Here is a 14,398-nt window from a genome sequence, read left to right on the forward strand (position 1 = left end):
AAAACGCCCCCGGCCTTTCGACCGGGGGCGTTTTCATTCAGCCTGAGCTAACTCAGTTCTTGGCTTTCTTGGCAGCGCGGGTACGCTCGCCTTCGTCCAGGATCTTCTTGCGCAGACGGATCGACTTCGGCGTGACTTCGCACAGCTCGTCGTCCTGGATGAACTCCAGGGCCTGTTCCAGGGTGTGGCGAACCGGCGGTACCAGGGCGATGACTTCGTCCTTGCCCGAAGCACGCATGTTGTCGAGCTTCTTGCCTTTGGTCGGGTTCACGCCCAGGTCGTTGTCACGGCTGTTCAGGCCGATGATCTGACCGTTGTAGATCTCCTGGCCGTGCTCGACGAACAGCTTGCCGCGCGCCTGCAGGGTTTCGAGCGAGTAGGTCAGTGCCTTGCCGGTCTCGACCGAAACCAGTACGCCGTTCAGGCGGCCGGACATCTGGCCCGACTTCATGGTGTCGTAGCGATCGAAGATCGAGGTCAGGATGCCTGCACCGTTGGTCAGGGTCAGGAACTGGTTACGGAAACCGATCAGACCACGGGCTGGAATGTTGTATTCCAGGCGAACACGGCCCTTGCCATCCGGCACCATGTTGGTCAGGTCGCCTTTACGCAGACCCATTTCTTCCATGACCTTGCCCTGGGCTTCTTCAGGGATGTCGATGGTGACGTTCTCGAACGGCTCCTGCTTGACGCCGTCGACTTCGCGGATGATCACTTCAGGACGGCCTACGGCCATCTCGAAGCCTTCACGGCGCATGGTTTCGATCAGAACGGACAGGTGCAGCTCACCACGGCCCGAGACCTTGAACTTGTCTGGGGAGTCCGTTTCCTGGACGCGCAGGGCAACGTTGTACAGCAGCTCCTTGTCCAGACGGTCCTTGATGTTACGGCTGGTGACGAACTTGCCTTCCTTGCCGCAGAACGGCGAGTCGTTGACCTGGAAGGTCATCGAGACGGTTGGCTCGTCGACGGTCAGCGGCTTCATCGCTTCGACCGCGTCCGGGGCGCACAGGGTGTCGGAGATGAACAGCTCGTCGAAACCGCTGATGCAGACGATGTCGCCAGCCTGGGCTTCTTCGACGTCGACGCGGTGCAGGCCGTGGTGACCCATCAGCTTGAGGATTCGACCGTTACGCTTCTTGCCGTTGGTGTCGATGGCGACAACGGGGGTGTTCGGCTTGACGCGACCACGGGCGATACGGCCAACACCGATAACACCGAGGAAGCTGTTGTAGTCCAGTGCCGAGATCTGCATCTGGAACGAGCCTTCACGGTCAACGTCCGGCGCCGGTACGTTGTCGACGATCGACTGGTACAGGGCGGTCATGTCTTCGCCCATGGCGGTGTGGTCCAGACCGGCGATGCCGTTCAGGGCCGAGGCGTAGACGACTTTGAAGTCCAGCTGTTCGTCGGTGGCGCCGAGGTTGTCGAACAGGTCGAAGATCTGGTCCAGAACCCAGTCAGGACGCGCGCCCGGACGGTCGACCTTGTTGATCACGACGATTGGCTTCAGGCCAGCTTCGAAGGCCTTCTTGGTCACGAAGCGGGTTTGCGGCATCGGGCCGTCCTGGGCGTCGACCAGCAGCAGCACGGAGTCGACCATCGACATTACACGCTCAACCTCGCCACCGAAGTCGGCGTGGCCGGGGGTGTCGACGATGTTGATGTGGTAGCCGTTCCAGTTGATGGCGGTGTTCTTCGCCAGAATGGTAATGCCGCGCTCTTTTTCCTGGTCGTTGGAGTCCATGACGCGCTCGTCGTTGAGCTCGTTACGCTCCAGGGTGCCGGACTGGCGCAGGAGTTTGTCGACCAGGGTGGTTTTACCATGGTCAACGTGGGCGATGATGGCGATGTTACGCAGATTTTCGATCACAACTGTATCTCGATCAGAGGATTCGGTTGCCGCCAGTGTAGGCGGCCAATATGTACGGTTTACGGCTCAGCGGGCCCGGTGGTCGGGAGGGCGATGGCGGATGCTGCCGCCATACAGCCCTGGCGTCTTATGTCGGACGATAAACACGCACATTGGCATGTCCCTCACTGAGCAGGTGGTGTGCGTGCAGACGGCTCATCACACCCTTGTCGCAATACAGCAAGTACTGGCGCGTTGGGTCCAGGTGCTTGAACTTGCTGTTGATGGCGTAGAACGGCATGGCCTGGACTTCGATGCCTTCGAGCACCAGAGGTTCGTCTTCCTGGGCGTCGGGATGACGAATGTCGATGACGATATGGCCCGGGAGCGCCTCGGCCACTTCCTCGATTTCGATGTCCTTGCCCAGCTCGTCGATAACATGGTCGATGGAGATGAACTTGGCTCGCTCCAGGGCGCGCTCCAGCACGGCCATGTCGAACTGCTTTTCTTCGTGCTCCATGCGGTGACGCTTGGCATGAGTGGTCGGATTCACCGAGATCACACCGCAATATTCGGGCATGTGCTTGGCGAAGTCGGCGGTACCGATTTCGCTGGCCTGGTCGATGATGTCCTGCTTGTGGCTGGCCAGCAGCGGGCGCAGCACCAGCTTGTCGGTGGCCGAGTCGATGATCGACAGGTTCGGCAAGGTCTGGCTCGACACCTGGGAAATCGCCTCGCCGGTGACCAGCGCGTCGATCTGCAGGCGGTCGGCCATGTGCGCCGCGCCGCGCAGCATCATGCGCTTGAGGGTGACGCCCATGTAGCTGTTGTCGACCTTGTTGAGAATCTCGCCGACCACTTCCTCGAACGGCACGCTGATGAACAGCACGCGCTGGCTGCTGCCGTACTTCTTCCACAGGTAGTGGGCCACTTCCATCACGCCCAGCTCGTGGGCACGGCCACCGAGGTTGAAGAAGCAGAAATGGGTCATCAGGCCGCGGCGCATCATCTGGTAAGCCGCCACGGTGGAGTCGAAACCACCGGACATAAGTACCAGGGTCTGCTCCAGGGCACCCAACGGGTAGCCGCCGATGCCGTTGTGCTGGTTGTGGATCACGTACAGGCGCTGGTCACGGATTTCCATGCGCACCACGACTTCTGGCGTCTTCAGGTCGATGCCGGCGGCGCCGCACTGCTGGCGCAGCTGGCTGCCGACGTAGCGGTCGACGTCCATCGAGGTGAAGTCGTGGTGACCGCCGCGCTTGCAGCGTACCGAGAAGCGCTTGCCGGCCAGCAGATGGCCGAAGTGGTGCTTGCACTTGGCGACGATGTCGTCGAAATCGCCCAGCGGATATTCCTCGACCTGCAGGAAGTGGGTGATACCCGGTGTGCAGGTGAGGCGCTCGATCATCTCGCGCTGGAGCTTCTCGTCCTCGACGCGGGTAACCACTTCGAGATTGTCCCAGACACCATCGACCGCGAGCTCAGGATCGATATCCTTGAGCACGTTGCGAATGTTCTTGCCGAGCTGGCGGATGAAGCGCTTGCGCACCGGCCGGCTCTTGATGGTGATTTCTGGGAAGACTTTGACGATAAGTTTCATTGGTTTAACAGCGCGCCCAGGGCCTACCGAAAATGAGGGGCGCGAATTATAGCGGAAATTGCTCAGCTTTTGACCAACTTTTGTACAGAGGGTTGGATTTATCGCGCATGTACCGTGGCACGGCGGAGCGCCGATGCGACTTGCCCCGCAATGAGGCCCCCGGGCGCGCACCATAATAGTGCAGCAATTCTGAAAAGCGCATCTTATGGGTGCGCTCTGCATCAGCGCCACCTGGACAAATGCCCGCCAACGCCCCCTTTTATCCCACCCTCGCCATTTTCGGGCACTGGCATGCAATTTGCTCCCTTGTGAGGCAGGTAAGCTTGGCCGACTATCCGCGCCCAGCGACACCCTTATTTCCAGGGCAGCGGCCAACTGCGCCCTCGACCATCCGGAGGACAACATGTCGAAGTCGGTTCAACTCATCAAAGATCATGACGTCAAGTGGATTGATCTGCGTTTCACGGACACCAAAGGCATTCAGCATCACGTGACCATGCCAGCGCGCGATGGCCTGGATGAAGACTTCTTCGAAGTCGGCAAGATGTTCGACGGCTCCTCCATCGCTGGCTGGAAAGGCATCGAAGCCTCCGACATGATCCTGATGCCGGTCGACGAAACCGCCGTGCTGGACCCATTCACCGAAGAACCGACCCTGATCATCACCTGCGACATCGTCGACCCGTCGAGCATGCAGGGCTACGATCGTGACCCGCGCGGCATCGCCAAGCGCGCCGAAGAGTACCTGAAGAGCACCGGCATCGGTGACACCGTGTTCGCAGGCCCAGAGCCTGAGTTCTTCATCTTCGACGAAGTGAAGTTCCATTCGGACATCTCCGGCTCGATGTTCAAGATCTTCTCCGAGCAAGGCTCGTGGATGACTGGCGCTGACGTGGAAGGCGGCAACAAAGGCCACCGCCCGGGCGTGAAAGGCGGCTACTTCCCGGTTCCGCCGTTCGACCACGACCACGAAATCCGCACCGCCATGTGCAACGCACTGGAAGAAATGGGCCAGACCGTCGAAGTTCACCACCATGAAGTGGCGACTGCCGGCCAGAACGAAATCGGCGTCAAGTTCAACACCCTGGTGAAGAAAGCTGACGAAGTACAGGCTCTGAAATACGTCGTGCACAACGTTGCCGACGCCTATGGCCGTACCGCCACCTTCATGCCCAAGCCTCTATACGGCGACAACGGCTCGGGCATGCACGTGCACATGTCGATCTGGAAAGACGGCAAGAACACCTTCTCCGGCGAAGGCTATGCCGGCCTGTCCGATACCGCCCTGTACTTCATCGGCGGCATCATCAAGCACGGCAAGGCCCTGAACGGCTTCACCAACCCGTCGACCAACTCCTACAAGCGTCTGGTCCCAGGTTTCGAAGCTCCGGTGATGCTGGCCTACTCGGCGCGCAACCGTTCCGCCTCGATCCGTATTCCTTACGTCGGCAGCCCGAAAGCCCGTCGTATCGAAGCGCGCTTCCCGGACCCGTCGGCCAACCCGTACCTCGCCTTCGCGGCCCTGCTGATGGCAGGCCTGGATGGCATCCAAAACAAGATCCACCCAGGCGATGCCGCCGACAAGAACCTTTACGACCTGCCGCCTGAAGAGGCCAAGGAAATCCCGCAAGTCTGTGGCAGCCTGAAGGAAGCCCTGGAAGAGCTGGACAAAGGCCGTGCGTTCCTGACCAAGGGCGGCGTGTTCTCCGACGACTTCATCGATGCCTTCATCGAGCTGAAGAGCGAAGAAGAGATCAAGGTCCGCACCTTCGTGCACCCGCTGGAATACGAGCTGTACTACAGCTGCTGATCTGATCGGCGCCTCGCGTCGGTGACATCAGGACGGCCTCCCTCGGGAGGCCGTTTCCATTTTTGCATCGGCATCATCGGACTAGGCTTACAGCCGTATTTGGCAGCACTGCGACACTCGACTCTCCACCAATTCAGGAGATCGCCATGCGCACCACCCACCTCGCCTTCACTTGCTGCCTCGCACTGTCTGGTTGCAGCGCCGCGGCGCCGTCCACTGCGAACCTTGAAACCTTGCTCGACGCCATCGAGCGCCGCCTTGACCTTGCCGAAGCGGTCGCCCTGCACAAATGGGACCGAGGGCAACCGGTGCAGGCCGTTGAACGCGAGCAACAGGTCCTGACCAGTGCACGCCAGGCCGCAACTGCCTACCAACTGGATCCCGCACGCGCCGAAGCATTCTTCGCTGACCAGATCGAGGCCAGTAAACTGCTCCAATATTACCTGCTAGACAGCTGGCACCGGGAACGGCAGGCACCGGACCGTCCTCGACGCGATCTTGGCCAAGATGTGCGCCCCACATTGGACCGCCTTCAGGCGCAACTCCTGGTGGCCCTTGCCCGCTTCGACCAAAGCGCCTCGATCAACTGCCCCGGGTATCTGGCCGACGCACTTCAGCGACGCACCCACGAAGCCACGCGACACCTCGCACTCATCCGCGCCACCGGCCAACTGTGCAAAAACACCTGAGCACCCTATGCTCCATAATGGTGCATGACTAGGCCGAGCGCCTCGGCAGGCATCCCAGTTTGGGTCGCAAGAATCGTTTAACCAAGACTTTGTGTGCCGAATTTGCGCGCATACGCGACTTTATCCGGAAATTCCGCTTCTTTTCGGAGCCTTGGTTTGGATCTTGCATTTTCAATGCATCCTGCACGTCATCCGTGCGCGCCCCAGGTCTGGCCGGGGCGCCAAAAGAGTGCCTACAGAGGTCAACGACGCCTTATGACCATCAGCGATGCACAGCACCGTCTGCTTCTGGACAACCTGACCACGGCTACGCTCCTGCTCAATGCCGAACTGCGCCTGGAGTACATGAACCCCGCTGCGGAAATGCTTCTGGCCGTCAGTGGCCAGCGCAGCCATGGCCAGTTCATCAGCGAGCTGTTCACCGAATCGGCCGAGGCACTCAACTCGCTGCGCCAGGCGGTGGAGCAGGCGCACCCGTTCACCAAGCGCGAAGCCCAGCTGACCTCGCTGACCGGCCAGAGCATCACCGTCGACTACGCCGTCACGCCCATCCTGCACCAGGGCCAGACCCTGCTGCTGCTGGAAGTGCACCCGCGTGACCGCCTGCTGCGCATCACCAAGGAGGAGGCCCAGCTGAGCAAGCAGGAGACCACCAAGATGCTGGTGCGCGGCCTTGCCCACGAAATCAAGAACCCCCTCGGCGGTATTCGCGGCGCGGCGCAGTTGCTGGCCCGCGAGCTGCCGGAGGATGGCTTGCGCGACTACACAAATGTGATCATCGAAGAGGCCGACCGCCTGCGTAATCTGGTCGACCGCATGCTCGGCTCGAACAAGCTGCCGTCGTTATGCATGACCAACATCCACGAAGTGCTTGAGCGGGTGTGCAGTCTGGTCGAGGCGGAGAGCCAGGGCGGCATCACCCTGGTGCGCGATTACGACCCGAGCCTGCCGGACGTACTGATCGACCGTGAGCAGATGATCCAGGCCGTACTCAACATCGTGCGCAACGCCATGCAGGCCATCGCCGGGCAGAACGAACTGCGCCTGGGTCGTATCACCCTGCGCAGCCGCGCCGTGCGCCAGTTCACCATCGGCCATGTGCGCCACCGCCTGGTGGCGCGGATCGAGATCATCGACAACGGCCCCGGCATCCCCGCGGAACTGCAGGACACGCTCTTCTATCCCATGGTCAGCGGCCGCCCGGACGGCACCGGGCTGGGCCTGGCCATCACCCAGAACATCATCAGCCAGCACCAGGGCCTGATCGAATGTGAAAGCCACGCCGGCCACACCACGTTCTCGATCTACCTGCCCCTGGAACAAGGAGCCACCGCCCCATGAGCCGAAGTGAAACCGTCTGGATCGTCGATGATGATCGTTCCATCCGCTGGGTCCTGGAAAAGGCCCTGCAGCAGGAAGGCATGACCACCCAGAGCTTCGACAGCGCCGATGGTGTCATGGGCCGCCTGGCCCGCCAGCAACCGGACGTGATCATCTCGGATATCCGTATGCCCGGCGCCAGCGGTCTCGACCTGCTCGCCCAGATCCGCGAACAGCACCCTGGGCTGCCCGTGATCATCATGACTGCCCATTCCGACCTGGACAGCGCCGTGGCGTCGTATCAGGGCGGTGCTTTCGAGTACCTGCCCAAGCCGTTCGATGTCGACGAAGCGGTGTCGCTGGTCAAACGCGCCAACCAGCACGCCCAGGAGCAACAGGCCCTGGAAGTGCCCCAGGCGCTGGCCCGCACCCCGGAGATCATCGGCGAAGCGCCGGCGATGCAGGAGGTGTTCCGCGCCATCGGCCGCCTCAGCCATTCCAACATCACCGTGCTGATCAATGGTGAGTCGGGTACCGGCAAAGAGCTGGTGGCCCATGCCCTGCATCGCCACAGCCCGCGTGCGGCATCGCCGTTCATTGCCCTGAACATGGCGGCGATCCCCAAGGACCTGATGGAGTCCGAACTGTTCGGCCACGAAAAGGGCGCCTTCACCGGCGCCGCCAACCTGCGTCGCGGGCGTTTCGAGCAGGCCGACGGCGGCACACTGTTCCTCGACGAGATCGGCGACATGCCCGCCGACACCCAGACCCGCCTGCTGCGAGTGCTGGCCGACGGCGAGTTCTACCGGGTCGGCGGCCATGTGCCGGTGAAGGTGGACGTGCGCATCATCGCCGCCACTCACCAAAACCTAGAATCCCTGGTGCAGGCCGGCAAGTTTCGTGAGGACCTGTTCCACCGCCTCAACGTGATCCGCATCCATATCCCGCGCCTGGCCGACCGGCGCGAGGACATCCCGGCGCTGGCCCGCCATTTCCTCGGCCGCGCCGCCCAGGAGTTGGCGGTGGAGCCCAAGCTGCTCAAGCCGGAGACCGAGGAATTCATCCGCAACCTGCCCTGGCCGGGCAACGTGCGCCAGCTGGAGAACACCTGCCGCTGGATCACCGTGATGGCCTCCAGCCGCGAAGTGCTGATCGGTGACCTGCCGCCGGAACTGCTCAACCTGCCCCAGGACGCCGCGCCGGTGACCAACTGGGAACAGGCCCTGCGCCAGTGGGCCGACCAGGCCCTTGCCCGCGGCCAGACCAACCTGCTGGATAGCGCCGTGCCCAGCTTCGAGCGGATCATGATCGAAACCGCGCTCAAGCACACCGCTGGGCGACGTCGCGATGCGGCGCTGTTGCTGGGCTGGGGACGCAATACCCTGACGCGCAAGATCAAGGAGCTGGGGATGAATATCGCCGGAGGGGATGAGGACGAGGCGGAAGAGCACTGAATCCAAACGTTGCAACGAATCGTGAGGCCAGCCCGCTCCCACGCCATTGATGTCGTGGGAACGGGCTGGCCCCACGAGCGGTGCATGCACCGATTACGTGCCCCTTGCACCGTGACGAGGCAAATAATCCACCAAGACCGCTGTAGATACCGGCTAACCCCTGTTTTTCCATACCGATAAAACTGGCACGACACCTGCATTAACCCAGACATCTCCAGTTTCGGGGACCCTGGTACAGGCAGGCCGGGATATCCCCTCTTTTATTCGTGCAGCCTGACCTGCACCCGCCAACGCCCCGCCTCCTGCGCGCCGGCCCATTCGCCGCGCAGGGGGCGCGCAGCGACGAGCGTCAACAGCAAGCCTTTCTCGCTCTTCTGCAAACGCCAGCCCACCGGCTTGTCCTGCAACATCAACTGGCCCCGCGCGGCCTTGCCCTCGGCCTGGAACACCACGGCCACGGTACCCTCGACATTCTCGCCATGCAGTTGCGGCTCTTCGTTGAACCACAGGTCCAGCCCGCCCTGGACCACCTCGACCTGCTCCAGCACCCGCTCCTCGGGCGCCGTCAGCCGGCCGATCATCAGGCCCACGAGCATGCCGAAGATCGCCAGCGAAAGCAGCACCCGCGGCCAGGCCTTCGAACGCGGGTCGGGTTCGGGGGTAGAATGCTCGTCATCTTCACGCTTGGAGCCGTGCATGTTTCACGTCATCCTTTTTCAACCAGAAATTCCGCCGAATACCGGCAACATCATCCGCCTGTGCGCCAACAGCGGCTGCGCCCTGCACCTGATCGAGCCCATCAGCTTCGAACTGGACGACAAGCGCTTGCGCCGGGCAGGGTTGGACTACCACGAGTATGCCACGCTACAGCGCCACCAAAGCCTGGCCGAATGCCTGGAAAGCCTGAATCAGCCTCGGCTGTTCGCGTTCACCACCAAAGGCTCGCACCCGTTTCATGAGGTCGAGTACCAGCCCGGTGACGCCTTCCTGTTCGGGCCTGAAAGTCGTGGCCTGCCGGCCGAGGTGCTGGACAGCCTGCCTGCCGAACAACGCCTGCGCCTGCCGATGCGGCCGGGGTGCCGGAGCTTGAACCTGTCCAATACCGTGGCGGTGACGGTGTACGAGGCGTGGCGCCAGCAGGGGTTTGCCGGAAGCTGATGCGCTTGCCGCTCGGGCCCGATCACCAGCAAGGCATGAAAAAGGCGACCACGAAGGTCGCCTTTTGCTTTACCGGCAGAAATTACTGCACGGTCGGCACTTCACCGGCTTCCTGCATGCGCTGCATCTCTTGCGCGTACAGGGCGTCGAAGTTGACCGGCGACAGCATCAGCGCCGGGAACGAACCACGGGTCACCAGGCTGTCCAGGGTCTCGCGGGCGTACGGGAACAGGATGTTCGGGCAGAACGCGCCGAGGGTGTGGCTCATCGAAGCGGCATCGAGGTTGGCGATCAGGAAGATGCCGGCCTGTTGCACTTCGGCGATGAACGCCACTTCGTCACCGTTCTTGACGGTCACCGACAGGGTCAGCACCACTTCGTGGAAGTCGCCTTCCAGGGCTTTCTGGCGGGTGTTCAGGTCCAGCGATACGCTCGGCTCCCACTGCTGGCGGAAGATCTGCGGGCTTTTCGGAGCCTCGAACGACAGATCGCGCACGTAGATGCGCTGCAGGGAGAATTGTGGTGCGGTTTCTTCAGCACCAGCGCCGTTGTTCTGTTGGTCAGTCATGGCAGATCCTTTTCCTAATGTTCTTGAATGCAGTGCGAATCAGGCCGCCAGCAGCGCGTCGAGCTTGCCCGCGCGCTCCAGGGCATAGAGGTCATCGCATCCACCGACGTGCGTGCTGCCGATCCAGATCTGCGGCACCGAGGTACGGCCGGCCTTCTGGCTCATTTCGGCGCGAACCTGGGGTTTACCGTCGACCTTGATCTCCTCGAACGCCACGCCCTTGCTCTCGAGCAGGTACTTGGCGCGCATGCAGTAGGGGCAGTAGTCGCTGGAATAGACGATGACGGGCTTCATATCACTTCACCAGGGGCAGGTTATCGGCTTTCCAGCTGGAAACGCCACCGCTGAGCTTGGCGGCGGTGTAACCAGCCTTGAGCAGTTCGCGGCACAGGGTACCGGACTGCTGGCCCATCGCGTCGACGACGATCAGGGTCTTGTCTTTGTGTTTTTCCAGCTCGGTCATGCGGCCGGCCACTTTGTCCTGCGGCATGCTCAGTGCACCGACGATATGCCCGGCCGAGTATTCCTTGGCAGTACGGATATCGATCACCACGGCCTTGTCGGCGTTGACCAAGGCGGTCAGCTGGCCGTTGCTCAGGCTCTGGCCGCCACGGCGGACTTCATTGACCAGCAGCAGGACCAGCAGGACGACGAAAATGGCCACCAGGATGAAGTGATCTGTCGCGAATTGAATCAGGTGAGCAACCATCAGGGGTGTTCCAGGCGATTGAAAATGGCGGCCAGTATACACAGCCCCCCATGACCGCCAAAGCCCACCGGGCTGGCGGCAAACACGCCTTCATGTTGCATGCCTGACCGCGCTGGTCGGGCAAAGGGAGGAATATTCGCCGTCGCTGGCGGATTTGCCCTAAAATGCGTGTCTTTATCATCTTTGAACAACCGTGAGTTTGATTGATGACGAGTACGCCTAAACCCCTGGCCCTGATCATCCTGGATGGCTTCGGTCACAGCGAAAGCCCCGAATACAACGCCATCTTCGCCGCCAACACGCCGGTCTACGACCGCCTGCGCGCCACCCAGCCGCATGGTCTGATCTCCGGCTCCGGCATGGACGTGGGGCTGCCCGACGGGCAGATGGGCAACTCGGAAGTCGGTCACATGAACCTCGGCGCCGGCCGCGTGGTGTACCAGGACTTCACCCGGGTGACCAAGGCCATCCGCGACGGCGACTTCTTCGAAAACCCGGTGCTCACCGGCGCAGTGGACAAGGCCGTGGGTGCCGGCAAGGCCGTGCACATCCTCGGCCTGCTCTCCGACGGTGGCGTGCACAGCCACCAGGACCACCTGGTGGCCATGGCCGAACTGGCCGCGCAACGTGGCGCCGAAAAGATCTACCTGCATGCCTTCCTTGACGGCCGCGACACGCCGCCGCGCAGCGCGCAATCGTCCATCGAGCTGCTCGACGCCACCTTCGCCAAGCTCGGCAAGGGCCGCATCGCCAGCCTGATCGGCCGCTACTATGCGATGGACCGCGACAACCGCTGGGACCGCGTCAGCGCCGCCTACAATCTGATCGTCGACAGCGCCGCCGAATTCACCGCAGCGACCGCCGTGGCCGGCCTTGAAGCCGCCTACGCCCGCGACGAGAGCGACGAGTTCGTCAAGGCCACGCGCATTGGCGAGGCGGTCAAGGTCGAAGACGGCGACGCCGTGATCTTCATGAACTTCCGTGCCGACCGCGCCCGCGAGCTGTCACGCGTGTTCGTCGAGCCCGATTTCAACGAATTCCCGCGCGCGCGCCTGCCCAAGCTGGCGGCCTACATCGGCCTGACCCAGTACTCGGCGAAGATCCCGGCCCCGGCGGCTTTCGCCCCGGCCAGCCTGAACAACGTGCTCGGCGAGTACCTGGCGAAGAACGGCAAGACCCAGCTGCGCATCGCCGAAACCGAGAAGTACGCCCATGTCACTTTCTTCTTCTCGGGCGGGCGCGAAGAGCCGTTCGAAGGCGAAGAACGCATCCTGATCCCGTCGCCGAAGGTCGCCACCTACGACCTGCAGCCGGAAATGAGCGCCCCTGAAGTCACCGATCGTATCGTCGAGGCCATCGAGCAGCAGCGTTATGACGTGATCGTGGTCAACTACGCCAACGGCGACATGGTCGGCCACACCGGCGTGTTCGATGCCGCGGTCAAGGCCGTGGAGGCGCTGGACGGTTGCGTCGGTCGCATCGTCGAGGCGCTGGACAAGGTCGGCGGCGAAGCGCTTATCACCGCCGACCACGGCAACGTCGAGCAGATGGAAGACGAATGCACCGGCCAGGCGCACACCGCCCATACCACCGAGCCGGTGCCGTTCATCTATGTCGGCAAGCGTCACGTGAAGGTCCGTGACGGCGGTGTACTGGCAGACGTGGCGCCGACCATGCTCAAGCTGCTGGGGCTGGAAAAACCGGCGGAGATGACCGGCACCTCGATCCTGATCGACGCCTGATCGATGTAGCGGGGCTGCCTTGCGGCCCCCAAAACAGTTGAATTCCAGACCAACGCCCCGCCGCACACGCCGCTGGGCGTTTTTTTTGCACGGCTGCGCGGGCATACTAGGCCAGTCTCCATCCCTGGTACGCCCAACCCCATGCTCCGCGCCCTGTTCCTACTCGCCCTGTCATGCCTGCTTGCTCCGGCCTTCGCTGCCGATGAGCGCGCGCAGACCCAACAACAGCTGGACGCCACCCGCCAGGACATCGCCGAGCTGAAAAAGATGCTGGGCAAGCTCCAAGAGGAAAAGTCCGGCGTGCAGAAAGACCTCAAGGCCACCGAGACCGATATCGGCAACCTCGAGAAACAGGTGGAGGCTCTGCAGCAAGAACTAAAAAAGACCGAGGGCGAGCTGGAGCGCCTTGACCACGAGAAAAAAAAACTCCAGAGCGCCCGCGTTGAACAGCAACGCCTGATTGCCATCCAGGCCCGTTCGGCCTACCAGAACAACGGTCGCGAGGAATACCTCAAGCTGCTGCTGAACCAGCAGAATCCCGAGAAGTTCGCCCGTACCCTCACCTATTACGACTATCTCAGCAAAGCGCGCATGGACCAGTTGCGCACCTTCAACGAGACCTTGCGCCAGTTGGCCAACGTCGAGCAGGACATCGCCGGCCACCAGCAGCAGTTGCTGGCACAACGTGCCGAGCTCGACACTCAGCGTCTGGCCCTTGTCGCCGAACGCGACAAGCGCCAACAGGTGCTGGCCAAGCTCAGCAACGACATGAAGGAGCGCGACCAGAAACTTCAGAGCCGCGAGCAGGACCAGGCCGACCTGAGCAAGGTGCTCAAGACCATTGAGGAAACCCTCGCCCGCCAGGCACGCGAGGCCGAAGAGGCACGTCAGCGGGCACTGCTGGCCAAACAGGAAGAAGAGAAACGCCGTAAGGCGCAGGCTTTGGCCGCCGCGCGCCGCAGCCAGGAACCCGAGGAAGCCCCAAAGAAGGCCCGGACTACCTTGGGCCCGGTGGTTTCCAGCGACACGGCCAGCTATGGCGGCGCATTTTCTTCGGCACGGGGAAAACTTCCATGGCCGGTCAATGGTCGATTGCTGGCACGCTTCGGTGACACCCGCGGCGGTGATGCGCGGGCCAAGTGGGACGGGGTGATGATCAGCGCCAGTGCGGGCACCCAGGTACGCGCCGTGCATGGCGGGCGGGTGGTGTTCGCCGACTGGTTGCGCGGCGCTGGACTTCTGGTCATTCTCGACCATGGCAATGGCTACCTGAGCCTGTACGGCCACAACCAGAGCCTGCTCAAGAGCGCCGGCGACATCGTCAAGGCCGGCGAGGCCATTTCCACGGTCGGCGACAGTGGTGGCCAGGACAGCGCCGGCCTGTACTTCGCGATTCGCCAGCAGGGCCAGCCCACCGACCCCGCGCAATGGTGCCGAGGTTAGTTAGTGCTACTTTTACGGCGCCATCCACGAAACGGCGGCGCCGATGCTCC

13 protein-coding genes are annotated in these 14,398 nt (G+C 62.3%); 7 read left to right on the forward strand and 6 right to left on the reverse strand.

Annotated elements, in window-relative coordinates:
• Nucleotides 1–52: 52 nt before the first annotated feature.
• Together typA and thiI are read right to left on the reverse strand one after the other, a co-directional pair.
• Nucleotides 53–1,873, reverse strand: coding sequence for a translational GTPase TypA (gene typA / locus LU688_RS25450; RefSeq protein WP_023628813.1), 1,821 nt, complete (start codon nt 1,871–1,873; stop codon nt 53–55).
• 127 nt (nt 1,874–2,000) lie between these two features.
• A complete protein-coding gene (thiI, locus tag LU688_RS25455; protein WP_023628814.1) occupies nt 2,001–3,455 on the reverse strand; it encodes a tRNA uracil 4-sulfurtransferase ThiI in 1,455 nt (484 codons plus the stop codon).
• Between the two features lie 403 nt (nt 3,456–3,858).
• Between thiI and glnA the strand changes: the two genes are divergently transcribed.
• The 4 genes from glnA (at nt 3,859) to ntrC (ending at nt 8,728) form a co-directional block, all read left to right on the forward strand.
• Complete coding sequence (gene glnA / locus LU688_RS25460; protein WP_023628815.1) at nt 3,859–5,265, forward strand: type I glutamate--ammonia ligase; 1,407 nt, start codon at nt 3,859–3,861, stop codon at nt 5,263–5,265.
• Nucleotides 5,266–5,411: 146 nt separating this feature from the next.
• On the forward strand, nt 5,412–5,954 hold the full coding sequence (locus LU688_RS25465) for a chorismate mutase (RefSeq protein ID WP_160291129.1): 543 nt from the start codon (nt 5,412–5,414) through the stop codon (nt 5,952–5,954).
• A 255-nt stretch (nt 5,955–6,209) separates the two neighbouring features.
• Entirely contained in the window at nt 6,210–7,295 is a 1,086-nt protein-coding gene (gene glnL / locus LU688_RS25470) for a nitrogen regulation protein NR(II) (protein ID WP_160291128.1), read from the forward strand.
• Nucleotides 7,292–8,728 carry a nitrogen regulation protein NR(I) gene (gene ntrC, locus LU688_RS25475; protein ID WP_023628818.1) on the forward strand — a complete coding sequence of 479 codons (1,437 nt, stop codon included), beginning with the start codon at nt 7,292–7,294 and terminating at the stop codon, nt 8,726–8,728. The genes glnL and ntrC overlap by 4 nt, the downstream gene beginning before the upstream one ends.
• A gap of 260 nt (nt 8,729–8,988) precedes the next feature.
• On the opposite strand, the gene LU688_RS25480 is transcribed toward ntrC, so the two are convergent.
• Nucleotides 8,989–9,426 carry a hypothetical protein gene (locus LU688_RS25480; protein WP_023628819.1) on the reverse strand — a complete coding sequence of 146 codons (438 nt, stop codon included), beginning with the start codon at nt 9,424–9,426 and terminating at the stop codon, nt 8,989–8,991.
• On the opposite strand from LU688_RS25480, the gene trmL reads away from it, so the two are divergent.
• A complete protein-coding gene (gene trmL, locus LU688_RS25485) occupies nt 9,425–9,886 on the forward strand; it encodes a tRNA (uridine(34)/cytosine(34)/5-carboxymethylaminomethyluridine(34)-2'-O)-methyltransferase TrmL (RefSeq protein ID WP_031314454.1) in 462 nt (153 codons plus the stop codon). The two genes, LU688_RS25480 and trmL, sit on opposite strands and share 2 nt — an antisense overlap.
• 82 nt (nt 9,887–9,968) lie before the next feature.
• Here the strand turns inward: trmL and secB are convergent, their stop codons facing one another.
• Genes secB through LU688_RS25500 form a run of 3 tightly spaced genes read right to left on the reverse strand, consistent with a single transcriptional unit; the run spans nt 9,969 to nt 11,163 of the window.
• Nucleotides 9,969–10,454, reverse strand: coding sequence for a protein-export chaperone SecB (gene secB / locus LU688_RS25490; protein ID WP_023628821.1), 486 nt, complete (start codon nt 10,452–10,454; stop codon nt 9,969–9,971).
• A gap of 39 nt (nt 10,455–10,493) precedes the next feature.
• Nucleotides 10,494–10,748, reverse strand: coding sequence for a glutaredoxin 3 (gene grxC / locus LU688_RS25495; protein WP_003249204.1), 255 nt, complete (start codon nt 10,746–10,748; stop codon nt 10,494–10,496).
• 1 nt (nt 10,749) lies between these two features.
• A complete protein-coding gene (locus tag LU688_RS25500; protein ID WP_023628822.1) occupies nt 10,750–11,163 on the reverse strand; it encodes a rhodanese-like domain-containing protein in 414 nt (137 codons plus the stop codon).
• 206 nt (nt 11,164–11,369) lie between these two features.
• Between LU688_RS25500 and gpmI the strand changes: the two genes are divergently transcribed.
• Both gpmI and LU688_RS25510 read left to right on the forward strand, forming a co-directional pair.
• Nucleotides 11,370–12,905, forward strand: a complete 1,536-nt coding sequence (gene gpmI / locus LU688_RS25505) for a 2,3-bisphosphoglycerate-independent phosphoglycerate mutase (protein ID WP_160291127.1) — start codon at nt 11,370–11,372, stop codon at nt 12,903–12,905.
• Between the two features lie 141 nt (nt 12,906–13,046).
• Nucleotides 13,047–14,348, forward strand: a complete 1,302-nt coding sequence (locus LU688_RS25510; RefSeq protein ID WP_094011040.1) for a murein hydrolase activator EnvC family protein — start codon at nt 13,047–13,049, stop codon at nt 14,346–14,348.
• Nucleotides 14,349–14,398 lie beyond the last annotated feature (50 nt).

It is taken from the genome of Pseudomonas soli, from assembly GCF_021283165.2.
Lineage (GTDB): Bacteria > Pseudomonadota > Gammaproteobacteria > Pseudomonadales > Pseudomonadaceae > Aquipseudomonas > Aquipseudomonas soli.